Origin of the sequence: Leucobacter sp. OH1287, assembly GCF_003859945.1 — a bacterium.
Classification (GTDB): Bacteria; Actinomycetota; Actinomycetes; order Actinomycetales; family Microbacteriaceae; genus Canibacter.
Map to the genome: position 1 here is coordinate 66,555 of NZ_RQYM01000001.1, position 23,180 is coordinate 89,734.

General features: G+C 59.2%; 25 protein-coding genes. 18 read left to right on the forward strand and 7 right to left on the reverse strand.

The window, feature by feature from the left end; genetic code table 11:
* The first annotated feature begins 32 nt into the window (after positions 1-32).
* A complete protein-coding gene (locus EII30_RS00275; RefSeq protein ID WP_124885335.1) occupies positions 33-923 on the forward strand; it encodes a methylenetetrahydrofolate reductase in 891 nt (296 codons plus the stop codon).
* A gap of 7 nt (positions 924-930) precedes the next feature.
* Here the strand turns inward: EII30_RS00275 and lexA are convergent, their stop codons facing one another.
* The gene (lexA, locus tag EII30_RS00280) at positions 931-1,596 is read right to left on the reverse strand and encodes a transcriptional repressor LexA (protein WP_124885336.1); all 666 of its coding nucleotides are present in this window, start codon (positions 1,594-1,596) and stop codon (positions 931-933) included.
* 341 nt (positions 1,597-1,937) lie between these two features.
* Between lexA and EII30_RS00285 the strand changes: the two genes are divergently transcribed.
* The 6 genes from EII30_RS00285 (at position 1,938) to EII30_RS00310 (ending at position 6,809) form a co-directional block, all read left to right on the forward strand.
* Complete coding sequence (locus EII30_RS00285; protein ID WP_124885337.1) at positions 1,938-2,396, forward strand: hypothetical protein; 459 nt, start codon at positions 1,938-1,940, stop codon at positions 2,394-2,396.
* Positions 2,397-2,468: 72 nt separating this feature from the next.
* Complete coding sequence (locus tag EII30_RS00290; RefSeq protein ID WP_124885338.1) at positions 2,469-3,575, forward strand: histidinol-phosphate transaminase; 1,107 nt, start codon at positions 2,469-2,471, stop codon at positions 3,573-3,575.
* A 59-nt stretch (positions 3,576-3,634) separates the two neighbouring features.
* Positions 3,635-4,240: an imidazoleglycerol-phosphate dehydratase HisB gene (hisB, locus tag EII30_RS00295; RefSeq protein ID WP_124885339.1), complete on the forward strand. Its 606-nt coding sequence runs from the start codon at positions 3,635-3,637 to the stop codon at positions 4,238-4,240.
* A gap of 56 nt (positions 4,241-4,296) precedes the next feature.
* Positions 4,297-4,950, forward strand: coding sequence for an imidazole glycerol phosphate synthase subunit HisH (hisH, locus tag EII30_RS00300; protein ID WP_124885471.1), 654 nt, complete (start codon positions 4,297-4,299; stop codon positions 4,948-4,950).
* A gap of 99 nt (positions 4,951-5,049) precedes the next feature.
* A complete protein-coding gene (gene priA, locus EII30_RS00305; protein WP_370266799.1) occupies positions 5,050-5,787 on the forward strand; it encodes a bifunctional 1-(5-phosphoribosyl)-5-((5-phosphoribosylamino)methylideneamino)imidazole-4-carboxamide isomerase/phosphoribosylanthranilate isomerase PriA in 738 nt (245 codons plus the stop codon).
* Between the two features lie 107 nt (positions 5,788-5,894).
* A complete protein-coding gene (locus EII30_RS00310; RefSeq protein ID WP_124885341.1) occupies positions 5,895-6,809 on the forward strand; it encodes an SseB family protein in 915 nt (304 codons plus the stop codon).
* Between the two features lie 111 nt (positions 6,810-6,920).
* On the opposite strand, the gene EII30_RS00315 is transcribed toward EII30_RS00310, so the two are convergent.
* A complete protein-coding gene (locus EII30_RS00315; RefSeq protein ID WP_124885342.1) occupies positions 6,921-7,259 on the reverse strand; it encodes a DUF1844 domain-containing protein in 339 nt (112 codons plus the stop codon).
* Between the two features lie 312 nt (positions 7,260-7,571).
* Between EII30_RS00315 and infC the strand changes: the two genes are divergently transcribed.
* From infC to rplT, 3 genes are read left to right on the forward strand one after another with little or no spacing between them, the layout of a single operon-like run.
* Entirely contained in the window at positions 7,572-8,138 is a 567-nt protein-coding gene (gene infC / locus EII30_RS00320) for a translation initiation factor IF-3 (protein WP_370266762.1), read from the forward strand.
* A gap of 53 nt (positions 8,139-8,191) precedes the next feature.
* Positions 8,192-8,386, forward strand: coding sequence for a 50S ribosomal protein L35 (rpmI, locus tag EII30_RS00325; protein WP_124885344.1), 195 nt, complete (start codon positions 8,192-8,194; stop codon positions 8,384-8,386).
* A 33-nt stretch (positions 8,387-8,419) separates the two neighbouring features.
* Entirely contained in the window at positions 8,420-8,803 is a 384-nt protein-coding gene (gene rplT / locus EII30_RS00330; protein ID WP_124885345.1) for a 50S ribosomal protein L20, read from the forward strand.
* Positions 8,804-8,962: 159 nt separating this feature from the next.
* Here rplT and putP read toward each other — a convergent pair whose 3' ends face one another.
* Positions 8,963-10,456 (reverse strand): sodium/proline symporter PutP, encoded by a 1,494-nt coding sequence (gene putP, locus EII30_RS00335; protein WP_124885346.1) that lies wholly within the window; start codon positions 10,454-10,456, stop codon positions 8,963-8,965.
* Between the two features lie 361 nt (positions 10,457-10,817).
* Between putP and EII30_RS00340 the strand changes: the two genes are divergently transcribed.
* Positions 10,818-11,615, forward strand: a complete 798-nt coding sequence (locus EII30_RS00340) for an RNA methyltransferase (protein WP_124885347.1) — start codon at positions 10,818-10,820, stop codon at positions 11,613-11,615.
* A gap of 67 nt (positions 11,616-11,682) precedes the next feature.
* On the opposite strand, the gene EII30_RS00345 is transcribed toward EII30_RS00340, so the two are convergent.
* From EII30_RS00345 to EII30_RS00360, 4 genes are all read right to left on the reverse strand, one after another.
* Positions 11,683-13,113, reverse strand: coding sequence for a Dyp-type peroxidase (locus EII30_RS00345; RefSeq protein WP_124885348.1), 1,431 nt, complete (start codon positions 13,111-13,113; stop codon positions 11,683-11,685).
* 2 nt (positions 13,114-13,115) lie between these two features.
* Positions 13,116-13,709, reverse strand: a complete 594-nt coding sequence (locus EII30_RS00350) for a copper chaperone PCu(A)C (protein ID WP_124885349.1) — start codon at positions 13,707-13,709, stop codon at positions 13,116-13,118.
* 223 nt (positions 13,710-13,932) lie between these two features.
* Positions 13,933-14,634, reverse strand: a complete 702-nt coding sequence (locus tag EII30_RS00355) for a copper resistance CopC family protein (protein WP_124885350.1) — start codon at positions 14,632-14,634, stop codon at positions 13,933-13,935.
* Positions 14,635-14,700: 66 nt separating this feature from the next.
* The gene (locus EII30_RS00360) at positions 14,701-15,351 is read right to left on the reverse strand and encodes a hypothetical protein (protein WP_124885351.1); all 651 of its coding nucleotides are present in this window, start codon (positions 15,349-15,351) and stop codon (positions 14,701-14,703) included.
* A 93-nt stretch (positions 15,352-15,444) separates the two neighbouring features.
* On the opposite strand from EII30_RS00360, the gene pheS reads away from it, so the two are divergent.
* From pheS to fdxA, 7 genes are all read left to right on the forward strand, one after another.
* Positions 15,445-16,485: a phenylalanine--tRNA ligase subunit alpha gene (gene pheS / locus EII30_RS00365; RefSeq protein WP_124885352.1), complete on the forward strand. Its 1,041-nt coding sequence runs from the start codon at positions 15,445-15,447 to the stop codon at positions 16,483-16,485.
* Positions 16,486-19,023 (forward strand): phenylalanine--tRNA ligase subunit beta, encoded by a 2,538-nt coding sequence (pheT, locus tag EII30_RS00370; protein ID WP_124885353.1) that lies wholly within the window; start codon positions 16,486-16,488, stop codon positions 19,021-19,023.
* A gap of 106 nt (positions 19,024-19,129) precedes the next feature.
* Positions 19,130-20,185, forward strand: a complete 1,056-nt coding sequence (gene argC, locus EII30_RS00375; RefSeq protein ID WP_124885354.1) for an N-acetyl-gamma-glutamyl-phosphate reductase — start codon at positions 19,130-19,132, stop codon at positions 20,183-20,185.
* On the forward strand, positions 20,182-21,348 hold the full coding sequence (gene argJ / locus EII30_RS00380) for a bifunctional glutamate N-acetyltransferase/amino-acid acetyltransferase ArgJ (protein ID WP_124885355.1): 1,167 nt from the start codon (positions 20,182-20,184) through the stop codon (positions 21,346-21,348). The genes argC and argJ overlap by 4 nt, the downstream gene beginning before the upstream one ends.
* Positions 21,349-21,371: 23 nt before the next feature.
* On the forward strand, positions 21,372-22,319 hold the full coding sequence (argB, locus tag EII30_RS00385; protein ID WP_124885356.1) for an acetylglutamate kinase: 948 nt from the start codon (positions 21,372-21,374) through the stop codon (positions 22,317-22,319).
* 21 nt (positions 22,320-22,340) lie between these two features.
* Entirely contained in the window at positions 22,341-22,826 is a 486-nt protein-coding gene (locus tag EII30_RS00390; RefSeq protein WP_158608620.1) for a prepilin peptidase, read from the forward strand.
* Between the two features lie 27 nt (positions 22,827-22,853).
* Positions 22,854-23,171, forward strand: a complete 318-nt coding sequence (gene fdxA, locus EII30_RS00395; RefSeq protein ID WP_124885358.1) for a ferredoxin — start codon at positions 22,854-22,856, stop codon at positions 23,169-23,171.
* The last annotated feature ends 9 nt before the right edge of the window (positions 23,172-23,180 follow it).

The window sequence follows — 23,180 nt, forward strand, 5'->3', positions numbered from 1 at the left end:
TCGCGAAGATAAATCTGCGAGGATAGTTTAGGATGTCAGCTTCAGATCTTTTAGTCGCTTCAGCACCCACCAAAACAAGGTTTAGTTTTGAGGTGTTTCCGCCGCGCTCCAATCAGGCGGCGCTCGCTCTCGGCGCTGTCATTCAGCACCTGGCTGCGACCCGGCCGGAGTTTATTTCGGTCACCTACGGCGCCAACGGCTCACACCGGGAGGCGACGCTTGACCTGCTGAAACACATCCGAAAACACACGGATGTGCTGCCGATGGCGCACCTGACAACCGTTGCAACCCCGCGGGAGCAACTTGAGGCGGTTATTCAGGGTTTGATGGACGCTGGGATCCACGACTTTTTGGCGTTGCGCGGTGACAATCCTCGGGGCATGGACGAGGCGGATCCGCTGCTGCAGGACTCGCTGAGCTCGCTCGAACTGATTAATCTGCTCAGCGCGGCGCGTGCTAGTCGGCCCGCTTTTACGAGTGTCGGCAGAACCGCGGTTGCGGTGTATCCAACCGGTCACCCGCAGAGTCGCTCCCTGGAGGCGGATATTGACTGGCTTTTGCAGAAGGAGCAGGCGGGTGCTTCGCTCGCGATAACCCAGCTGTTCTTCTATGCGGAGGAGTATCTGGAGTTTGTTGCGGCCGCTCGCGCAGGCGGTGTGAAACTGCCGATTCTGCCGGGTGTTATGCCGGTTTCTACCAGTCAGCAGCTGCGGAAGGTTGCTGAGCTTGCCGGCCAGCAGGCGCCCACCGAGCTGGAGCGCGCAATGGACAGCGCCGGCGGTTTCGCGCCGGAGCTCGGCGTTGAGTACGCGATTAAACTGTGCCGGGAGCTGCTGGCAGGCGGGGCTCCGTCACTGCACCTCTACACCTTTAACAAGCACGAGCAGGTTACCGCCGTGCTGCGTGAGCTAGAGCTGATCTAGCGCAGAGCTAAACGGACCTGAGGACCGCGATAACCTTGCCAACGATTGTTGCGTGGTTGCCCGGGATCGGCTCGTAGACCGGGTTTTGCGGTAGCAGCCACACCTGACCGCCGGTTTTCTTGAAGGTTTTAACGGTTGCCTCGTCGTCGATAATCGCGGCAACGATCTCGCCGTTCTCCGCGGTGTTTTGCTGTTTTACAACAACGTAGTCGCCGTCGCAGATGGCGGCATCAACCATCGAGTCGCCAACCACTCGGAGCATAAAGATTGCCCCCTCTCCAACCAGTGCACGGGGGAGCGGCATAACATCCTCCACGTGTTGCTCAGCGGTGATTGGCACACCCGCTGCGATCTGGCCGACGAGCGGCACAAGCGTCGCCGACTCGAACTGCGACTCGGGAGAAGCGCTCTGGTGGCTGTATTCCGGATCGATTTCGGTTCCCGCGAACTCGCTGGGGACGCGGAGCACGTCAATGTCGCGGCTCTTACCGGTTCCCTTGCGAATATAGCCCATTTTGTCTAAACGGGTGAGCTGGTAGTCAACGCTGGACAGTGAGGACAGGCCGCAGGCGTCACCGATTTCACGCAGTGTTGGTGGTTTACCGCGCATGCAGGACTCAGCAATGAACTTGATGACTTGCAGCTGTTTAGGTTTTAGTTCGTGCGCTGTCATTTAACGTGTTCCCTGCTGTTAAGGCCGGTTTGTGGGTTTTGCCGACTTGCGGACGGGTGGACGGTGTACAGGTGGTTTCTAGATCAGACGGGTGGGTTCTAGATCAGCGGTGAGCGGGTTTTGGTCGTGTGAAACCGCGTTGGTAACAAAACGTCCGTAGCTCACTGTTGAATTTGATTGTTAGTAAAAATCTACTAACTAACGCCCCGCAGGTAAAACAAGCGAGGGCGTGTCGGAAATTTATTTGGAAGATAGTTTCGATTTTTCCAGAAATGTGTGTATAGTAGAAGCTATCTTCGATAAAAATGTTCGATAGTTATCTTCGAGAGGTAGGAGTTGTTGTGGTTAAGACAAAGACTGACGTTTCAGTAAACACGGCTGATTACGCTGGCGCTGCAGCACCTTACGCAGCTGCCCCAGCTGTTGCGATAGCAGACGGCGCTACGCCGTCTATCCGGCTGACAGTGCGCGGCAGGGTTGTGCTGACCGCCCTGTTGGTTACACTGCTCGCCTCCGTTGGGTTCGGTGTTTCCAACGCCTTCGCCGGTTCAGCGCAGGCAGACACTGATCTTAAAGCAGGGGTTAATAACTTTGGGTACATTGTGCCGCTGGAGGGGGACAGCCTCTGGTCTGTTGCCCAGCTGCTTGACCCAAACGCTGACCCGCGCGATATTGTGCAGGAGATTGTGGAGCTCAACCAGCTCTCAGACTCAGCGCTCAAGCTTTATGAGCCAATCGCTGTTCCACTGCGTTACGCGGATCGTCCGGGTGTGCAGTCAGCCGCGGAGGTAGGCCTGTAGGGCATACGCCAAACACTCTGCCGCTGAAACACGCGGGTATTAAAAACCAGAGCAAGCGGGTAAAATTGTTTTATGGTTACCCTGAGTGATTTACCGCTGCGGCAGAGCCTTAAAGGCCAACAGCCCTACGGTGCCCCCCAACTTACTGTTCCGGTTGCGCTTAACGTCAATGAAAACACACACGGCATCCCGGACGAGGTTAAAACCGAGATAGTTGAATCCCTGTCGAAAGCGGTAGCCCAATCAAACCGCTACCCAGACAGAGAGTTTACGGAGCTGCGAGAGTCTCTCGCCTCCTACCTGAGTAACACAACCGGCGAATCGCTTAATCCTGAGCAGATCTGGGCGGCAAACGGCTCTAACGAGGTTCTGCAGCACATCCTGCAGGCGTTCGGCGGGCCAGGCAGATCACTCCTCAGCTTCACGCCAACCTATTCAATGTATCCGCTGCTGGCGGGAGGCACAGACACAGAGTGGGTGCCAATCCCGAGACTTGAAAACTACACACTAACACCAGAGTATGTCGCAGAGACGCTAAAGAAACACAACCCAGCGGTCGCTATTCTCTGCGCACCAAACAACCCAACCGGCACATCACAGTCACTCGACGTTGTAAAAGCAGCATACGACGCTTTTGACGGTATCTTAATCGTCGACGAAGCATACATAGAGTTTGAAGAGGAACCAGTAAGTGCCGTGTCACTGCTGGCTGGCAGACACCGGCTAGCTGTTTCACGCACCATGAGTAAGGCATTCGCTTTCGCCGGGGTGCGACTCGGGTACCTGGTAGCTGACCCAGCACTGATTGACGCGCTGCGGCTGGTTAGACTGCCATACCACCTGTCGCTGCTAACCCAGGTAGCTGCTGTTGCCGCGCTAAAGAACTACCCGTTGATGCTGCAGAGTGTTAAGTCTATTACCCAGCAGCGGATCAGGCTCGCCCAGGCGCTCACAGATCTCGGCTACACCGTTAACCAGAGCGGAGCAAACTTCCTGCTCGTTGGTGGCTTCGCTGACGCAGACAGCGTGTTCGACAGCCTGCTAGAACAGGGAATCCTGATCCGCAAATTTAATATCCCTGGTCACTTGCGTATTACCGCGGGAACCGAGACAGAAACAACCGCGGTAATAGAGGCAATAACCAACCTCACACCGAACCATAGCGGGCAGAGTAACTAGCCGGTGAAATCGGCAAAACAGGTTAGACAGTTAAACCGCTAAGAATTATTGGAGAGAAAATGAGCAACGCAAGAACCGCCAAAGCGGTCAGAGAAACAAGCGAATCCCGGATCGAGATTGAACTCAACCTCGACGGCACAGGCAAAGCCGACATCGACACGGGTGTGCCATTCTTCGACCATATGCTGAACGCCTTCGCAAAACACTCGCTCACCGACCTGACGCTGAAAGCGCGAGGTGACGTTCACATTGATGTGCACCACACCGTTGAAGACACCGGTATCCTGCTCGGGACGCTCGTGCTCGAAGCACTCGGAGACAAACGATCAATCGCGCGCTACGGCGATGCGGCAGTGCCGCTTGATGAGGCACTGGCCTCAGCGGTTGTTGACATTTCCGGGCGTCCATACCTTGTGCACAGCGGTGAACCAGCCGGGTTTGAATACCACCTAATCGGCGGCCACTTCACCGGTTCAATGGTGCGGCACTTCTTCGAGGCGTTCATCCTAAACGCTCGCCTCACCGCGCACATAACACTGCTTGCGGGGCGGGATCCACACCACATTGCTGAAGCAGAGTTTAAGGCACTGGCGCGCGCATTCCGCGCTGCGAAAGCCAAAGATGCCGCGGTAGACGGGGTTCCCTCAACGAAGGGAAAACTGTAAACGTGGCAGCAGACTTAGCAGCAGACACAGAACAGACAGCGCAGCAGGAAAACGCCGTGCAGGCGACAGCAGGCCAGCAACCGAGAGTTGTTGTGCTCGACTACGGTTCCGGAAACGTGCACAGCGTCTACAAGGCGCTGGCCGCAACCGGCGCAGAGGTGACGCTCACCGCTGACCGTGAGGAGGCACTTGTCGCTGACGGATTGGTTGTCCCGGGTGTTGGGGCATTTGACTCGGTTATGCGGCAGCTAGAGGCGGTGTCTGGCGCGGAGATTATTGCGGAGCGGTTAGCCGCAAACAAACCCGTTATCGGATTCTGTGTGGGGCTGCAGATCCTGTTCAGCAACGGCTACGAACGCGGTCACAAAACCCCCGGGCTTAACATTCTTGCCGGTGACGTCCGTGCGCTACCCGCCGAAAGGCTGCCGCACATGGGGTGGAACACCGTCACCGCACCCGTAAGCAGTAAGCTGTTTGCCGGTGTTGCTGACGAACGCTTCTACTTTGTGCACAGCAACGCCGTCACCACAGAACCGGCGGGCGCAAACGCTGAGGTGCTCACAACCTGGGCGGAATACGGCGGAGCTCGTTTCGTCGCCGCGGTTGAAGCGGGTCCGCTCGCGGCAACACAGTTCCACCCCGAAAAATCGGGGGAGGCGGGTCTGAAACTGCTCGCCAACTGGGTGCGAACGCTCAGGCCGCAAAACTAACTGCGCACCCGCGGAAGCAACGCGAGAAACCACCCGCAGCAACCAAAAGCTAAACAAATCAATTCGTTAAACCAAAACCGAAGGAACACCGTGACTCAACTGACAACCTCACCCAAGCTAGAGCTTCTGCCCGCGGTAGACATCGCTGACGGCCAGGCTGTGCGACTGGTTAACGGCGCGGCGGGCAGCGAAACCAGTTACGGCAGCCCGGTTGATGCGGCGCTCGACTGGATTCGGCAGGGTGCTGAGTGGATCCACCTGGTTGATCTCGATGCGGCGTTTGGGCGCGGTGACAACAAGCAGGTGCTGAAAGCGGTTATGAAAGAGACCGGTGGCATCAACATTGAGCTGTCTGGTGGAATCAGAGACACTGCTAGCCTAGAGGCGGCGCTGGAGCTCGGAGCAAAGCGCGTAAACCTGGGAACGGCGGCGCTTGAGGATCCAGACTGGACCGCCGAGGTGATTGCCGAATACGGCGATAAAATCGCGGTCGGGCTCGATGTGAAGGGCGAAACCCTCGCCGCGCGCGGCTGGACCAGCGAGGGCGGCAACCTCTGGGATGTGCTTGAGCGGCTTGAGGACGCTGGCTGCTCCCGGTATGTTGTCACCGATGTTGCCAAAGACGGCACGCTGAAGGGTCCAAACCTGGAACTGCTGCGCCGCGTTACAGAAAAAACCGCGAGGCCGGTTGTTGCCTCCGGCGGTGTTGCAACCCTCGACGATATTGCGGCGCTGCGTGACCTCGTCCCGCACGGGGTTGAGGGCGCGATCGTCGGCAAGGCGCTCTACAGCGGCAACTTTACGCTCAGTGAGGCACTCGATGTTGCGGGATACTAACCATCGCCTCGCCCGTTGCGGCACCGGAAAACAAGGCCCAATCCGTCTTCAGACCGCGCTCCACGGCGATCCACGAGGCAAGGGTTAGAGCGGCAGAGGGGGCATCTATGATTCGCAAACTTCCGTCAACAGGTGACCGTCCACAGCACTCAAAAACGCCCACGGGGTTACCCGAGGGGATTTTTGCGGGCGGATCCGCCGACTCAGCAGGCACACCCTGGGCGGGGCGCACCTTCAACCATCACGAAACCGCCTTCGCGGACGACGACGGCACAACCCCCGAAAGCTACCAGCTCGCTGTTACCGAGATGCGAGACATCGCCGAACAGTATCAGCGTGCGATCGCGGAGGGTGACGTCAACAGCGCCTATCAGCACCTGCGGCAGCTCGCCGAGGCACACAAACGCGCCGTTAGCGCATTCGCGGAGGTGCGGGTGCTGGTGCCGCTCGTCGCCGTCGGCGGTGACTTCGGAACCACCCCGACCGGGAAAATCGTTGAAAAAACACAGGAGCTGTCAATCGTCACGGTGAAAGCTCCCGACGGCAGAGAAATACTGCCGGTTTTCACCTCAACAACTGCGATGGCCGCGTGGGATCCAACCGCGAGGCCGATTCCAGTGCCGGCGCCGCAGGCGGTTATTGCCGCGGGGCAGGAGGGAACCGAGCTGATCGTTGTCGATCCGGGCACCGAAGAAACCGAGCTTGTGATCAGACGCAACCAGCTGGCACCGATTGCGATGCGCCAAATCCAATATCCGGCCTGGTACAGTGACGAGATTCAACAGCAACTGCGTGAGGCCTTTACCCAGGACAGCGCAATCACCGGCCTAGAACTGCTGCCGGGAGACCCACAACTGCGGATGCGATCCCCGGAGATTGAAGCGGTTGTGACAATCAAACGCGGCTACAGCAGCGAAGAGCTACAGCGGATCATCGCGGCAGCCCAGGAACGCTGGACAGCCGTGCCAGAACTGGTTGAGGCAATCGACTCAATGCGGATCCGGGTAATCGCCGCCGACTAGCCAGGTCTGCCGTCTAGCAGAATACAGCTGGCCGAGCTCGCCTAGTCAAGCCGGTCGAGCCAAGCTGAGCCTAGCCCGTCAAATCCGGCGGATTTGGCCAGGGGAATAAACCTAGATAACCGAGCCGGTCCACTTCTCGCCAGGGCCCGCGCCAGGAGCGTCAGGGAACTTAGAAGCCTCGCGGAAAGCCAGCTGCACACTGCGCAGGCCGTCACGCAGGGAGCGAGCGTGAACATCGCTGATCTCGGGAGCGCCGGCGGTGATCAGCCCGGCGAGAGCGTTAATCAGCTTCCGCGCCTCGTCAAGATCCGTCTCCTCCTCAGGATTATCGGCGAGGCCGCACTTAACAGCTGCTGCGCTGAGCAGGTGCACCGCCGCGGTGGTGATAATTTCAACGGCGGGAACATCCGCAATATCTCTTGTCGCCTCAGCAAGGGTTTCGTCAGTCATAGAGACAATTGTAGGCTAACCCGCCCGGGTTACTGGTCTTTTAGCAAGGTTTCATGATAGACTTTTTAGTGGCTCTCAGAAAACTGAGACAGAAGCGGATCATCTCCCACCCTGTATGCGAGCTTATCGCTGCCGGGTAGTTGGCACTCCGTCGCTTACGCGATAGCTTGAGGGTGCAGAGTTATTTTATTCTAAAATGCTCTAGTGTTCGTTTCTTGTGTTCACATACTGTGTGAGCTGCCATAACCCCTTAGAACAGAGGAGCATATAATCAGCGAACCACGCACGAACGAACGAATCCGCGTCCCTGAGGTGCGTCTGGTTGGTCCAGGCGGTGAACAGGTTGGTGTTGTGTCGGTTGCTACGGCACTGCGTCTTGCTCAGGAGGCAGATCTAGATCTCGTCGAGGTTGCTCCGAATTCGAAGCCACCGGTTGCCAAAATCATGGATTATGGCAAATACAAATACGAGGCTGCGCAAAAGGCTAAGGAGGCACGGCGTAATCAGGCAAACACCGTGCTGAAAGAGGTGCGTTTCCGTCTCAAGATTGATACCCACGATTACGAGACAAAAAAGAAGCGCGCTATCGGCTTTTTGTCTGCGGGTGACAAGGTTAAAGCAATGATCTTGTTCCGCGGCCGTGAGCAGTCACGTCCAGAAATGGGCGTGCAGCTGCTGCAGCAGTTCGCTCAAGACATTGCCGAGTACGGCACGATTGAGTCACGGCCACGTATTGACGGTCGCAATATGGTTATGGTTGTTGCACCGGTTAAAAACAAGTCAGAGGCCCGGGCTGCTCAGAACGCCCGTCGCGCTGAAGAAAAAGCTAATCGACGTGAGGCTCGCGCCAACAAAAACGCCGATAAGTCAGCCGAATAGGTCAAATGAACTGGGTTGGGCACAGCCCAACTAAAACTGAAACAAGGAGAATCATGCCAAAGCAGAAAACCCACTCGGGTGCCAAAAAACGCTTCCGCGTTACCGGCAGTGGCAAACTGATGAAGCAGCAAGCAGGTATGCGCCACAACCTCGAGGTTAAGGCTTCAAAGCGCAAGCGTCGTCTGAACGCAGACCAGGTACTTGCAAAGGGCGATATTAAACAAGCAAAGAAGATGCTGGGTCTGTAACCCGAGCTGGATTTTAGGCATAAGGATTAGAAAATGGCACGAGTAAAAAGGGCTGTTAACGCCCACAAGAAGCGTCGCGTTATTCTTGAGCGCGCATCCGGCTACCGCGGTCAGCGTTCACGCCTCTACCGCAAAGCTAAAGAGCAGCTGCTGCACTCACACGTGTACAGCTTCAACGACCGTCGCAAGAACAAGGGCAACTTCCGTCGCCTCTGGATTCAGCGTATCAACGCTGGTGCACGCGCAAACGGTCTGACCTACAACCGTTTCATCCAGGGTCTCGGCCTTGCAGGTGTTGAGGTTGACCGTCGCATGCTCTCAGAGCTGGCAACCAACGATCCACAGGCGTTTGCCGCTCTGGTTGAGGTTGCTAAGCAGGCACTGCCAGCTGACACCTCAGCTCCAAAAGCTGCCTAAGCTCACTAACTAGCGGCAGCGGCCAGACAACGGCCAGGCGACAGCTACAACAAAACCACCGGGGGACTCAAACAGTCCACCCGGTGGTTTTCGTTTACCCGACAACCAAGCCCTTAAACTCCCAGACTCACCGCCTGGGAGCGGGCCCAGCGGCAGGGTTTATTTTGGTTGGGTTGTGATCTCCTCGGTCCTCGTGAACTCTGCCTCGATCTCCTCATTGTGACTGTGCGTGAACATGCTCACAACAACCATCGTCAGCATTGAAACCAGGAACGCCGGCAGCAGCTCGTAGAGACCAGTGTTCATCGCCTTCCAAATAAACACGGTTGCGGATCCGGTCACCATACCAGCCAGGGCACCCCAGCGTGTTAGTCTCCGCCAGTAGAGGCTGAGCAGAACGAGCGGGCCAAAGGCGGCTCCGAATCCAGCCCAGGCAAAAGCAACAAGCTGCAGAATACTGTCGTTGCGCTGCAGCGCCAGAATCAGGGCGATAACAGACACAACAAGCACACCCAGTTTGCCAAACAGCAGCAGCACCTTATCGCTCGGCGGTGTTTTCTTCACAACCAGGAAGATATCCTCAACGATTGCCGAAGCACACACGATCAACTGACTGGACATGGTCGACATAACCGCAGCCAAAACCGCGGCCAGCACAAAACCAGCAATCAGCGGGTGGAAGAGGATCTGTGCAAGCTGCAGCACAACAACCTCGGGATTCTCCAGCGGCGACTGCTTGCTGGCATCAAAGTACGCGATCCCGACAAAGCCAGCAACAACCGCGAAGAACAGTGACAAACCGGTCCAGGTGACACCGATCCGCCTGGCCACCTTTGCATCGTGTGAGCTGCGCAGCGCCATATAGCGGACCAGGATGTGCGGCTGTCCAAAATAGCCAAGTCCCCAGGCGAGGGAGGAGACAATCACTAGCAGGGTGCCGCCAACACCGGCTCCCCAACCCGCAAACAGGTCGAAGCGTTCAGGTGCGATCTCGTTAATCCCGTTGAGCGTTTCCGCCGGTCCGCCCAAAACTCCGGCGGCGACAATGGGCACAAAGATGAGGCCTGCGAGCAGCATCAACCCCTGCACAACATCGGTGAAGGTGGCGCCGAGGAAGCCGCCAAAGAGGGTGTAGGTGATTGTGACACCAGAGACCAGCAGCGCGCCAACCGTGTAGTCGCCCTTGAACGAGTTCTCGAAGAAGACGCCGCCTGACACCATGGTTGAGGATACATAGAAGACAAAGAAGACCAGGATGACCAGGCTTGAAACGATTCGGATGATGTGAGATTTATCGCGCAGCCGGTTTTCAAAGAAGGTTGGCAGGGTGATCGAGTTGCGCGACACCTCTGTGTAGGCGCGCAGCTTTGGAGCGACGAGTTTCCAGCTGGCGAAGGTGCCGATTGTCAGACCGATCGCGATCCACGCCTCAATCAGACCGGCGGCGTAGATGGCTCCCGGCAGACCCATCATCAACCAGCCGGACATATCGGACGCGCCGGCGCTTAACGCGGCAACGCCCGGGTGGAGTTTACGGCCGCCGAGCATGTAATCCTCGTGGCCCTGATTCTTGCGCCAGGCAATAAACCCGATAAAGAGCATTGCTGCAAAATAAATACCCAGCGCAATATAAAGGAATATCTGGGGGGACATCACTGTGATCCTTTGTACTGAAGTGTGCGAAGTGCAACGGTGACACCTCGCAGAGAACCTTGTATTCTCTATGCTTACCCTAACATTGACGCCCAGCCTCGGCAAACATCCCGGCCGTAACCAGCAGGGGGCGGTGAGCTGTAATTCGCGGGTGATTTGGGTGGATCCCCAAACCGCGCTTGCAACACACCCACTGACCGCGGGTTTTAGGTTCCCGGGGTGGTTTAATCACTGCCGGGCTACTATCGGGCGGGTGGATCCGGGCTGCCCGCTGTGCCCAGGCAGTGTATGCAAACACCCAAACGGTGTATAGAAGCGGGGGAGCAGGCGCGACCGGCGGTTCTTCGCTAGACTTTAGGTGATGATTGAAAACCCTAAGAGCGGCAGCGTTAAGAAACTGACCGCGCTGCTGCGTAAAAAAGACCGGCTGCTCAACAAGAAGTTTGTTGCGGAGGGCCCGCAGGCTGTTATTGAGGCGCTGAAACACAGCCCCGACAGCATTATTTCGCTCTACACAACGGTTACCGGCAGAAGTAATTTCCCGGAGCTGGACAAGCTCGCCGACGCCGCTGATGTGCCCATTCAAATGGTCTCTGACGGGGTGTTTCAAGCTTTTACTGACACGGTGAAGCCGCAGGGTGTTGCCGCGCTGCTGAGGTTTGCGCCAGCTGATTTGGCGAGTGTGTTTCAGGGGGCGAAGCTGGTTGCGGTGCTCAGCGAGGTGCGCGACCCGGGTAACGCGGGCGCGGTTTTAAGGGCGGCTGATGCTGCCGGCGCTGACGCGGTTGTTTTCGCGGGCGACTCAATCGACCCGTGGCATCCGAAGGTTGTGCGGTCAACAACCGGCTCGCTGTTCCACCTGCCGGTTTGTTACGGGGTTAGCCTCGCAGACACCGTTACTGCGGCAAAAGCCGCTGGGCTGGTAACGGTTGCCGCCGACATCAGGGGTGAGACGCTTAGCCCGCAGGCAGCTGTTTTGCGGGATCCGCACGCCTGGGTGTTTGGGAACGAGGCGCGCGGTCTTACCGCCGCCGATCGGGAGCTGTGTGACAGCGTTTTGCGGCTGCCGATCTACGGCAGCGCTGAGTCGCTGAACCTGGCAACCGCCGCCGCGGTCTGCCTCTACAGCAGCGCCTTCGCGCAGCGCCAGCCGAGTTAGGGCAGCGCCAGCTTATCCAGACTCTTGGGGGAGCCGCTCCGGGGTGCGGCCCGGGGTGCCAGCTAAGCTAGCTCGCGAACAGCGTCTCGCCGAGCATCCCGCCTGGTTCCCAGCCTGGAGGGATAGCGAAAACCGCCGATCCGGTGTGGGTTATCCAGGTATTGAGCAGGTCAAGCTGGTCGAGGCGGCGTTGAATCGGCACGAACTGTTCAAGCGGGTTCCGCTGATAACAGATGAAAAGCAGGCCCTGATCGGTGCTGTCGTCGTAGTTGTAGACGCGGCGATAGATCCGCTCATTCGGGTCACTGCTGCGGGCACGCGCAATGTGTGAGGCCGCGTGGATAATCGGTAGCCCGAGCTCGTTCTTCGCCGTAAAATCTGGTTCATCAAACTCTTTAGTACCGGTCAGGGGAGCACCGACGGCGATATCGCGGCCGATCGAGTTTTCGCGGCCGGGTTTATCGACCTGATCCCAGGTGTCGAGCTCCATGCGGATCCGCCGAAAAACCATCGCGGAGCCACCGGCGAGCCAGCCCGCCGATTTTTGTAGCCACACCAGGTCCGAGTAGTCGTCGTCATTGGGTCGCGGGTTAACGGTGCCGTCAACCTGCCCCATCAGGTTGCGCATCGTTGCGCCGTCCGGTTCGCTGCCGTGAGCTCGCCTAAACCCGTCCTGCCGCCACACAAGCGAGGCAAAACTGCGCAGCGATTTTGACAGCATCCGGGCTGCGTGAGCGACAGTTAGCGGATCATCGGAGGCAATCGCGATTAGCAGGTCACCGTCGTCATATCCCGCGCCAAGCTGGTCGCGGTTAAAACGCGGGAGCGGGCCGAGCCAGTCGGGGCGCGCGGCGGGATTAACCCGGTTAACCAGCTCCGGGCCGAAGCCGACGGTGACGGTCAGCCTGGCGGGGTTTTCGGCAAGCTCCGGCTCGCTGTCCGCAATCGGGCCCTGGCCGCTTGTTAGCGACTCAATATCGGCGGTTAAAACGGTGAGCATGCGGCGGATCGCGTCCGCGTTGGTGGAGTCGCTTAGGTTAAACGCGAGATAGCGTGAGTGGGCGGTAACCGCGGTAGCAACCCCCGCCTGGTGTTTGCCGTGGCAGCTGATTGTTTCCTTGCCAAACGGCTGACCGGATCCGAAACCACTGCCGGAACCGGGTGCGGGGGATGCTGACCGGTTGTTTAAAACGGCGGCGGTGACTCCGGATCCAGCCGCCACACCAACAAGCCCAACCCCGGCTAGAGCGCCGCCAATCAGCCCGCGCCGAGAAACGCCGCGCTCCGCTGCGGGGGGTGTGGATCCGGAGCTGTGCAGGTCGCTGGGATTCTGCGCAGCATCGGCTCCCGCAGCATCGGCTCCGGCAGCTTCGGCTCCCGCAGCAACGGCGTGCGCGTCGTAGGAGACTGCGCTGCCGCTATTGCTGCTCTTGCCGCTTTCACCGCCGTCAGCGGTTGGCGCTTGGTTAACCGGGGTGGTCTTGTCGGTTTTAGACATTATTAGTGGTTGTGTCCGCTGTGGTCGTGATCGCTGTGATCGTGGCCACCCTCGTACTCTTCCTGAGCGCCTGCGTAGTCGCGAATCTCAACGTGCAGGGTCTCTTTTGAACCGTCAGAGAACTCGAGGGTGACGTGCACCTCGTCACCGGCGAGCAGGTCGGTTGTCAGCTCCATCAGCATGATGTGCAGTCCGCCCGGCTCCAGGGTGACGGTCTCACCGGCTGGAATCTTGATGCCGCCGTCGATCGCGCGCATCTTGCCGTCGCTAACCTCGTGCAGCTCAACCTTGCCTGCCACGTCGCTGGTTGCGGCAACCAGGGTCAGCTCCTCAGAACCGGTGTTCTTGATCTCAGCAAACATGCCGGTTAGGCCACCAACCTCAGCTGACTTAGCCCACGGAGCGGTAACCTCAATGTGCTCGCTGTCATCGTGTGTGTGGCCGTGATCGTGGTCGTGATCCTCGGTTGTTGCGGTCTCTGACTTGGTGCTCTCGCTGGCGGTGCTGTTGCTGCAGCCAACCAGCCACGGAGCGGTTACGAGCAGCGCAGCAGCTGCTGAAGCGGTAACGGTTTTTTTAAGTGATGCAATACGCATGGTTTTTCCTTCTTGTTAATAGTTTAGGAGTTAATTAGTTTGTTTAACCCGTAACACAGAAAGCCCGGGCAGCGCTCGCCGGTTTAGTTACGCTAGTAAGGAGCGAGACTGTTCGCTAAAGGATCCGGTCGGTGCCGAACACGACCAGTGCCGAACACGGCCGGTGCCGAACCCGATTACTGTCAAACTCGATCACTGTCGAGGCTGGTATCTGTTTCGGGCGTTAGTTTTTTGTGTCGTTAGAGCGGTTTTGGCGCATCCACCAGATCACGGTGACGGTGATAATCGCGGCGAGTGCCAGCACGCCAAACGACGCCAAAAGCACACCTCCCGCGTTAATCCCAGCGTCCTCGCCCTCGCCGATCGCATAAACATCCTGCGGCTTCGTCGAGTCGCTAGAGTCAGCGGAATCAGCAGAGTCACTGGCAGAGCTATCGGCGGAATCGCCCCCGCTAGCCTGGGAGTCAAGCGTTATCGCGTTGCTCGCGAGGTTCCTGCCCTTTGGCAGAGCGGTCAGGTCGCTCTCGCTAACCTTCCCAACCCCGAAGTTAAACGATCCCTCAATCGGGTGACCATCGCTTGAAACCACACGCCAAACAACCCGGTAAACCCCCTCAGCAAGGGGATCAGAGACTGCCTGTGTGAGGTCGGTTCCCGAAACCTTCGGCACCGCGTCGATCAGCACCTTATCCGCTGAATCGCGCAGCTCCAGGATGCTCGCCCCCTCAACATCAAGAATCTGATTGTTGAAGGTGAGCGTCAGCTGCTCGGGTGACTGGTCCACAACACTGTTGTGAGCCGGATCCGACACAACCAGCTGATCGTGGGCGTGAGCGGCCGTCGCCCCGGAACCAACCAGGGCAGCAGCGAGCAGCGCCACAACAGCGGTTAAAACTTTATTCTTACGCTTGGTAGGTTTTAACATCTTCCTGCTTCTTACAAAGTAACAGTCTTTAGCCACCGATTTTTGTGTGGATCGGTGAGTTCTTGTCTAAGCAGAAAGCAGCGGCGGGCCCCGCAGCGCAGGGAGAGTGAGCAGTTGAATCTTTTTAAAACCTGTAACCGCGGCCAAAACCGTGCGGGGAGCACGCGCGGGTGGCGTGACGGTGAGTCGCAACGGCAGCAAAATCGCCGCGAGGAACGAAACAACGCTCGACAGTGCCTCCAGCGCCGCATCAACATTGCGCAGCAAGAAAATCGTTAGGATCGCCGCAAAAACGTGTGCCGCGAGCATGGCGGCGTGAGATTCTGCGTGGCTGCTTGCGAGCGCGGTTGTGAGCGGATCCGCCCCCTGGCCGCTAAGCACGCCACCGTTTAACACCTCACCGCTGCCCGCGCCGGTGAGTGCGGCACCGTGATGCGGGCCAGATGCCAAAGAAACCGGCCCGACCGCGCTAAACACCCAGTGGAAAAGCCCCTGGGTTGCGCCAACCGCGATAGTGGTTGCGGCGAGAGAGCGACGCTTTCCCGCGAACACAACACAGATCGGCCAGGCAACCGCCGCGCACACCACAATCGCAAACAGCGACGGGGTAAAACCGTCTGCGCCGCTGTGTGAGTGAGCCGCAAGCAGAGTGGCTAACACAGACACAACAGCGCCACGCCCGAGCTGGGCTAATCGCGACGGCTGGTGTTGATTCACAGTAACTAGTATAGAGCGGATTTTTTAACGGCTGCTCAGGATAGTTATCCACAGGCGGGACAAGCCGCTTTTTGCGTTGTAAAATAGGTAACTATGTCAGAGACAAACCCGATCCAGCCAGACGCCGTCGACGCGGCGGTGACGGCAGCGCTTGCGGCGCTCGCCGAGGCAACAACAGTTGCCGAGTTAAAAGCCGTAAAGAGCGCCCACGCGGGGGAGAACTCCGCGATCGCCCAGCTCAACTCGCTGATGCGGCAGGTGCCGAAGGAGTTGAAAGCCGAAACCGGTAAACTGCTCGGTCAGGCGCGAGGCAAGATCGAGGGTGCCTACGCGGGCAGGGAGGCTGAGCTTGCCAAGGCTGAGGCGGCAGCAAAACTGATCGCTGAAACGGTTGATGTCACAGCTGCGCCGGTTAGACGCGCCAGCGGCAGCCGGCATCCGCTCGCCCAGCTGCAGGAGGAGATCGCCGACAATTTCGTTGCGATGGGCTGGGAGGTTGCCGAGGGGCCAGAGCTTGAGCACGAGTGGTTCAACTTCGACGCGCTCGGTTTCGACATTGATCACCCGGCACGCGCTGAGGCAGACACCTTCTATGTGGATCCGGTTGGTAGCCACCTAGTGATGCGCACCCACACCTCACCGGTGCAGATTCGCGCGCTGCTAAACCGGGAACTGCCGGTCTATGTTGTGGCCCCGGGAAGGGTTTACCGCAGCGATGAGCTGGATGCCACCCACACCCCGGTTTTCCACCAGGTTGAGGGCATCGCAATTGACAGGGGGCTGACAATGGCTCACCTGAAGGGAACGCTTGAGCATTTTGCGCGGCAGATGTTTGGCAGCGACGCAAAGATTCGGCTCCGCCCAAACTTCTTCCCGTTTACCGAGCCGAGCGCTGAGATGGACGTCTGGTTCCCAGGCGCCAGGGGAGGTGCCCGCTGGATTGAGTGGGGTGGCTGTGGCATGGTGGATCCGAACGTGCTTGCCGCCGCTGGGATCGACCCCGAGGAGTATCAGGGATTTGCATTCGGTGTCGGTGTTGAGCGCACCCTGCAGTTCCGCAACAACATCAACGACATGCGCGACATGGTTGAGGGCGATGCTCGTTTCAACGCACAGTTTGGAGGATTGGTTTAAATGCGCGTTCCACTCTCGTGGTTAAACGATTTAACGCCGCTTGCGCCGGAGACAACACCGGAGCAGGTGCATAACGCACTCGTGCGTGTCGGGTTTGAGGAGGAGGACCTGCACCGTTTCGAGGTGACCGGTCCTGTTGTGGTTGGCGAGGTGCTTTCTCGCGAGCCTGAGGAGCACTCAAACGGTAAAACCGTCAACTGGTGTCAGGTGCGGGTTGCGCCGGAGGGGCAGAAAGCTGCCGACGGTGGCGAGGATGTGCGCGGGGTTGTCTGCGGCGCACACAACTTTGAGGTTGGTGACCGGGTAATTGTCACCCTGCCGGGCGCTGTGTTGCCGGGCAACTTCGCGATTGCCGCGCGCAAAACCTACGGCCACGTCTCCGACGGCATGATCGCCTCAAAACGCGAACTCGGTTTGGGCGACGAACACAGCGGCATTATTGTGCTGAGCAACCTCGGCCTCAACCCGGAGGTTGGCACCCCGGCGGCTGAGGCGCTCGGCCTTAACGACACCGCCGTTGAGATTAACGTCACCCCCGACCGTGGCTATGCTTTCTCGGTGCGCGGCATCGCACGCGAGTACACCCACGCAACCGGCAGTGAGTTTGTGGATCCGGCACTCGACCTCGATCGCAGGGGAGAGGCCGCAGCCGCTCAGGCAACCGCAACCTTCCCCGTAGATTTTGCCGATCAGAGCCCGATCCGTGGTCGTGACGGGGTTAGCGGGTTTATTGTTCGCCGGGTAGACGGTGTGGATCAGAGCCGCCCAACACCGCAGTGGATGGTTACTAGACTGCTGCTCGCTGGGCAGCGCACAACCGGTCTTGCGAGCGACATCTCAAACTATGTGATGCTGGAGCTCGGCAACCCGCTGCACGCCTACGATGCCGAAAAGGTTAACGGCGGAATCACTGTGCGTCGCGCAAACAAGGGTGAAACCCTTGTCACACTCGACGGGCAGGAGCGACAGCTGCACCCCGAGGATCTGGTGATCGCGGACGACTCCGGCGCAATCGGCATCGCCGGTGTGATGGGTGGCGAGAGCACCAAAACCGATGACAAAACCACGAGCGTGCTGATTGAGGCAGCGACCTTTGATCCGGTCTCAATTGCGAGATCCGCCCGCCGCCACAAGCTGCCGAGCGAGGCTGCGAAACGCTTCGAGCGCGGTGTGGATCCGCTGGTTGCGCGTGCTGCTGCGCAGCGCATGGTTGATCTGCTTGTTGAATACGGCGGGGGAGTTGCGGCGCCGATTGTTGCAGACCGGCTCGCTGAGCCAGCACCGAAAACCGTTCAGCTGCCGTTTGACTACACGGCGAAACTGATCGGTGTTGACTACAGCCGTGATGAGGTTGTTGAAACCCTGCAGCTGATCGGGTGCGAGGTCGCCGAGGCCGAGAGCGGCTTTAGAGTGACCGTTCCGAGCTGGCGCAGTGACCTGTCGCGTCCGGCAGACCTCGCTGAGGAGATCGCGAGGCTGCTCGGTTACGACCGGATCCCGAGCCGTCTACCGGTTGCCCCGCCGGGGCGTGGACTGACCCGTGAGCAGCGGCTGCGCCGCCGGGCAGCAAACCACGTCACCGCAAACGGTTTAACCGAGGTGCAAAACTACCCGTTTGTTTCACAGGAGCAGCTTGACCTGTTTGCTGGCGCTAAAAAAGCGCCGGGTGTGAAGATCGCGAACCCGCTGGACGGCACCGTGCCGTTCCTGCGCACCTCGCTTCTGCCGGGGCTGCTCGCCTGTGCGCAGCGCAACTGGTCACGCGGCAACACAAACCTCGCGCTTGTTGAGTTCGGTGCGGTGTTTACGCCAGCCGAGCCGGGTAAAACCATCGGCACAGAGCTGCTGCCGCCGCTCGGTGTGAAACCCGCCGACGAGATTATTGCGGAGCTGAACGCTGCAATTCCTAAGCAGCCGTTGCACGCCGCAGCGCTGCTAATCGGTGATGCCCAGCAGAAACACCCGTTTGCCGCACAGCGCAGCTACGACTGGGCGGACGCGATTGCCGCAGCCGAGGATTTGGCCGCGAGCGTTTCCGCCGAGCTGAGTGTTCGTCAGGGCAGCCACCCGGCGTTCCACCCGGGCCGCTGCGCGGAACTGTTTATCGGCGATCAGACGGTTGGCTACGCGGGTGAGCTGCTGCCGGAGTACACTACTACGCTGCACCTGCCGGGTGTTGTTGCAGCCTACGAGGTGAACCTGGAGCTGGTGATTGAGCTGGCAAACCGCAGCGCAAAAACTGCGCAGCTGAGCACCTACCCGGCAGCAACACAGGACCTGACCCTGCTAGCAGAGGTTGAAACCCCGATCAGCGAGCTAACCGAGGCTGTTGCTGCGGGATCCGGCGAGCTGCTTGAGCGGATCACCCTGGTCGATGACTACCGTGGACAGGGCGTGCCAGAGGGTAAACGCGCGGTCACATTCTCGCTGCTGTTTAGGGCGCAGGATCGCACCCTGAAAGCGGAAGAGGCAACCGCGGCGAAACTCGCCGGTGCGGCGGTCGCAACCGAGCGCTTCGGCGCGACAGTGCGCGACTGAGTTAAAGCAACCAAACGAGAGTTAGCTAAGCGCAATAGGTGTAAGCAGGAATCGTCAAACAGGGTTAGTTAAACAAGACTGGCCAAACCTAAGATAAGGAGACAGTGTGTTTCGGGCAGCAGTTGCCGGTGCAAGCGGATATGCGGGCGGGGAACTGCTGCGCATTTTAGCCGACCACCCGCGGATTGAGATTGTGACCGTGACCGGGCACTCCAGCGCGGGCGATCCGCTAATAAAACACCAGCCACACCTCAGATCGCTTGCGCACCTTCAGATACAGGAGACAAGCGCGGAAGTGCTTGACGGCCACGACATTGTGTTCTTTGCGCTGCCACACGGTGCCTCCGCGAGACTCACCAAACAGCTGGTGAAAACACCGCTGGTTGTTGACTGCGGGGCAGACCACCGGCTGGTTAGCCCGGAAGCTTGGGAGCGATTCTATGGCAGCGAACACAGTGAACCGTGGACATACGGTGTGCCGGAGCTGCTCATCAAAACCGAAACCGGTGAAATAAAACAGCGGGAACGGCTGCGCGACACCAAACGCATCGCAGCACCCGGCTGCAATGCCAGCACCGTGGCGCTCGCAATAACCCCCGGTGTTGCGGCGGGGATTGTGGATCCAGACGACACCGTGGCAACGCTCGCCGTCGGGCCGTCCGGCGCCGGGAAATCAGCCAAGACGGAGCTTTTAGCGGCGGAGATTATGGGATCCGCACACCCCTATGCGGTTGGCGGTGTGCACCGGCACATTCCCGAGATTCAGCAGTCGCTTGAGTGGGCTGGGGCGAAACCGCAGCCGAGGCTCTGTTTTACGCCGGTGCTGGTGCCAATGTCTCGCGGGATTCTCGCGACCGTAACCGCGCCGCTAAAGCCCGGGGTTAGCCCTAAGAGGGTTAGAGAGGTGTGGGAGAGCGCCTACCGGGACGACAGTTTTGTGACGGTTTTGCCGGAGGGTGTGCAGCCGCGCACCGCGGACGTTGTCGGCTCAAACAGCTGCGTTATGAGCGTGCAGGTTGATCAGGCTGCTGGCCGCGTGGTTGTGGTTGCGGCGATTGACAACCTCGTGAAGGGAACCGCGGGAGCCGCCGTGCAGTCGGTTAATATTGCGCTCGGCATCCCAGAAACAACAGGTCTGCAACAGAACGGAGTAGCGCCATGACAGTCACCAAACCCCTCGGATTTCGGGCAGCGGGTATCGCGGTCGGTTTAAAAACCACCGGTAAACCGGATCTCGCCCTGATCGTTAACGACGGCCCCAAACCGGCCGCAGCAGCCGTTTACACGAGCAACCGAGCGAAAGCTAACCCGGTTCTGTGGTCGCAGGCGGCAAACACCGCCGAAACTGTCGCGGTTGTTTTAAACTCGGGAGGAGCCAACTGCTTCACCGGAGAGTTCGGCTATCAGACCAGCAAACTCAGTGCGGAAGCGGTTGCTGAGGCGCTGAGCATTGACCCGCTGCGAGTGCAGGTCTGTTCAACGGGCCTGATCGGTGCAGGCGGTCAAGATTTTCGAGACAGAATAGTAAACGGGATCCCTGAGCTGGTGAGCAGGCTCGGCGACAACTCTGCTGACGCGGCGGCTGCGATCCTGACAACCGACACGGTCACGAAAACAGCCAGCTACGAGAGTGAAGACGGCTGGCGGATCGGGGCTATCGCGAAGGGTGCGGGAATGCTCGCGCCGGGTCTTGCCACGATGCTCGTTGTGATCACAACCGACGCGGTAGTTGACGCGGCATCGCTTGACAGCGCGGTGCGGGAGGCAACCGAGAAAACACTTAACCGGCTTGACTCAGACGGCTGCATGTCAACCAACGATCAGGTGACGCTGCTTGCCAGCGGTGCCGCGGAGGTGACACCGGATCTGGCAGAGTTTAACGCCGCGCTTGTGACGGTCTGTGACTCGCTCGCAAAACAGCTGCAGGCGGACGCGGAGGGCGCAAGCCACCAGATCAATATCGAGGTGACCGGCGCAAAAAGCGAGGCTGACGCGGTAACCGTCGGTCGCACACTCGCCCGCAACAACCTGTTTAAAACAGCTATCTTCGGTAACGACCCGAACTGGGGCAGGGTGCTGGCGGCAATCGGCACAACCGACGCAGATTTTGATCCCTACGCTGTCGCCGTTAGCTTCAACGGGGTTCGACTGTGCAACCAGGGCGGACCAGACCGGCCAGTGACCGAGTGCGACCTCACCCCGGCAGTGACTGAGGTGCTGATCGAGCTGAACGCGGCGGATCCGGAAAACGCGCACAGCGCCGTGATCAGAACCAACGACCTAACCGTCGCCTACGTTCACGAAAACAGCGCGTACTCGAGCTAGCTAAGCAACCGGGGTGGTAAAGCATGACAGACATTAGAAGCAGGGATCCACAAACCGCAGCCGCGCACGCGCAGGTGCTCGTCGAGTCGCTGCCGTGGATTAAAAAGTTCCGCAACAAGATCATGGTGATTAAGTTCGGCGGTAACGCCATGGTTGACGAGTCGCTGTTTCAGGCGTTCGCGGAGGATATTATCTACCTGCGCTACGCCGGCATCTGCCCGATTATTGTGCACGGCGGCGGTCCGCAAATCTCGCGAATGCTTGGCCGGCTCGGGATTGAAAGCGAGTTCCGGGGCGGTTACCGGGTTACAACCCCGGAGACCATGGACGTGGTCAGAATGGTTTTAACCGGGCAGGTGAACCCGAAACTGGTTGACGAAATCAACCAGCATGAGCCGCTCGCCGTCGGTATGTCGGGGGAGGACGGTGGCCTTTTCACCGCGAAGCGTCGACCGCCCGTTGAGATTAACGGCGAGCGCGTGGATCTCGGGCTGGTCGGTGATATTACCGCGGTGCGGCCGGCGATTGTTGAGGCGGTTGTGGAGAAGCAGATGATTCCGGTTGTCAGCTCGATTGCGCCCGATATCGCCGAGCCCGGTCAGTCGCTCAATGTTAACGCCGATGCCGCGGCTGCCGCGCTCGCGAGTGCGCTCGGAGCTGAAAAACTGCTGATCCTAACCGACGTTGACGGGCTCTACGCCAACTGGCCAGACCCGGACTCACTGGTTAGCTCAATGAGCGTCGGCGAGTTGAAACAGCTGCTGCCGTCGCTTGAGAGCGGAATGATCCCGAAGGTGCGCGCGTGTGTTGACGCGGTTGATGCCGGGGTGAGAAAGGCCGCGATTATTGACGGCCGCAAACCCCACTCGGTGCTGCTTGAGATCCTCACCGACAGCGGTATCGGAACCGAGATCGTGCCGGACTCGCCGGTGCCGGTAAAAACCTCATCAATCCCGGTTATCGCGCGTTAGACGCAGCCCGGGATGTGTGGGATGGCTGAGCTGTTTGCGATCCTCAACATCGCCGTCTTCGTGCTCAGCGGTGTCGCGCTAACAATCGTCGACTGCTATTTTCTGCGCCTCCCAAACCGGCTGATAGCGGCGGGGCTGCTGCTGTGTGTGGCAACCGCGATCCCGCACGCGCTCGCCGCCGCCGAGCCAGAGCGGCTGTTTGCGGCGGTGGGTGGATCCGCCCTCGCCGCGCTGCAACTGTTACTGCTCAGGCTGCTCGCCGCTGCACAGCTGGGCATGGGAGACGTAAAACTCGGGTTTCTGCTCGGGTGGCAGGCTGGTTACTGGGCTGGCTGGTGGGGGAGCACAGTGGCGCTGCTGCTCGCCTCCCTGCTCCTGGGTTCTGCAGCGCTGGTGGTGGTGCTGCGCCGCGCCCGGGCGGGCCCCGCAGCACCAACCGAGTTCGCGGCTGGCCCGTGGCTGCTTGCCGCCACACTCCTAACTGCGCTCTGGGGCTTGGGACGGTAAACTAGCATTGACTAAAGGAAAGGCTAAATGACTTACGTTATTGCTCTGCCGTGTGTTGACGTGAAGGATCGAGCGTGCGTTGACGAGTGCCCGGTTGACTGCATCTACGAGGGTGAGCGTTCGCTCTATATTCACCCCGATGAGTGCGTAGACTGCGGCGCTTGCGAGCCGGTCTGCCCGGTTGAGGCGATCTACTATGAGGATGATCTGCCGGAGGAGTGGGAGCACTACTACACGGTTAACGTCGATTTCTTTGAGGAGATCGGATCCCCGGGCGGCGCCGCAAAGGTTGGCCCCTACGGTTTCGATCACCCGCTGGTTGCGCAGCTACCACCGCAGGCTTAGGAGGTTTTT

What these genes read in the sequence shown, in the direction of transcription:
- EII30_RS00350 (WP_124885349.1), bottom strand. Translation starts at nt 13,709, where the DNA reads ATGCGTATTGCATCACTTAAAAAAACCGTTACCGCTTCAGCAGCTGCT.
- fdxA (WP_124885358.1), top strand. Translation starts at nt 22,854, where the DNA reads ATGACTTACGTTATTGCTCTGCCGTGTGTTGACGTGAAGGATCGAGCG.
- argJ (WP_124885355.1), top strand. Translation starts at nt 20,182, where the DNA reads ATGACAGTCACCAAACCCCTCGGATTTCGGGCAGCGGGTATCGCGGTC.
- pheS (WP_124885352.1), top strand. Translation starts at nt 15,445, where the DNA reads ATGTCAGAGACAAACCCGATCCAGCCAGACGCCGTCGACGCGGCGGTG.
- rpmI (WP_124885344.1), top strand. Translation starts at nt 8,192, where the DNA reads ATGCCAAAGCAGAAAACCCACTCGGGTGCCAAAAAACGCTTCCGCGTT.
- EII30_RS00340 (WP_124885347.1), top strand. Translation starts at nt 10,818, where the DNA reads ATGATTGAAAACCCTAAGAGCGGCAGCGTTAAGAAACTGACCGCGCTG.
- EII30_RS00390 (WP_158608620.1), top strand. Translation starts at nt 22,341, where the DNA reads ATGGCTGAGCTGTTTGCGATCCTCAACATCGCCGTCTTCGTGCTCAGC.
- EII30_RS00345 (WP_124885348.1), bottom strand. Translation starts at nt 13,113, where the DNA reads ATGTCTAAAACCGACAAGACCACCCCGGTTAACCAAGCGCCAACCGCT.
- EII30_RS00310 (WP_124885341.1), top strand. Translation starts at nt 5,895, where the DNA reads ATGATTCGCAAACTTCCGTCAACAGGTGACCGTCCACAGCACTCAAAA.
- pheT (WP_124885353.1), top strand. Translation starts at nt 16,486, where the DNA reads ATGCGCGTTCCACTCTCGTGGTTAAACGATTTAACGCCGCTTGCGCCG.
- EII30_RS00290 (WP_124885338.1), top strand. Translation starts at nt 2,469, where the DNA reads ATGGTTACCCTGAGTGATTTACCGCTGCGGCAGAGCCTTAAAGGCCAA.
- EII30_RS00355 (WP_124885350.1), bottom strand. Translation starts at nt 14,634, where the DNA reads ATGTTAAAACCTACCAAGCGTAAGAATAAAGTTTTAACCGCTGTTGTG.
- rplT (WP_124885345.1), top strand. Translation starts at nt 8,420, where the DNA reads ATGGCACGAGTAAAAAGGGCTGTTAACGCCCACAAGAAGCGTCGCGTT.
- lexA (WP_124885336.1), bottom strand. Translation starts at nt 1,596, where the DNA reads ATGACAGCGCACGAACTAAAACCTAAACAGCTGCAAGTCATCAAGTTC.
- EII30_RS00315 (WP_124885342.1), bottom strand. Translation starts at nt 7,259, where the DNA reads ATGACTGACGAAACCCTTGCTGAGGCGACAAGAGATATTGCGGATGTT.
- hisB (WP_124885339.1), top strand. Translation starts at nt 3,635, where the DNA reads ATGAGCAACGCAAGAACCGCCAAAGCGGTCAGAGAAACAAGCGAATCC.
- putP (WP_124885346.1), bottom strand. Translation starts at nt 10,456, where the DNA reads ATGTCCCCCCAGATATTCCTTTATATTGCGCTGGGTATTTATTTTGCA.
- EII30_RS00275 (WP_124885335.1), top strand. Translation starts at nt 33, where the DNA reads ATGTCAGCTTCAGATCTTTTAGTCGCTTCAGCACCCACCAAAACAAGG.
- argB (WP_124885356.1), top strand. Translation starts at nt 21,372, where the DNA reads ATGACAGACATTAGAAGCAGGGATCCACAAACCGCAGCCGCGCACGCG.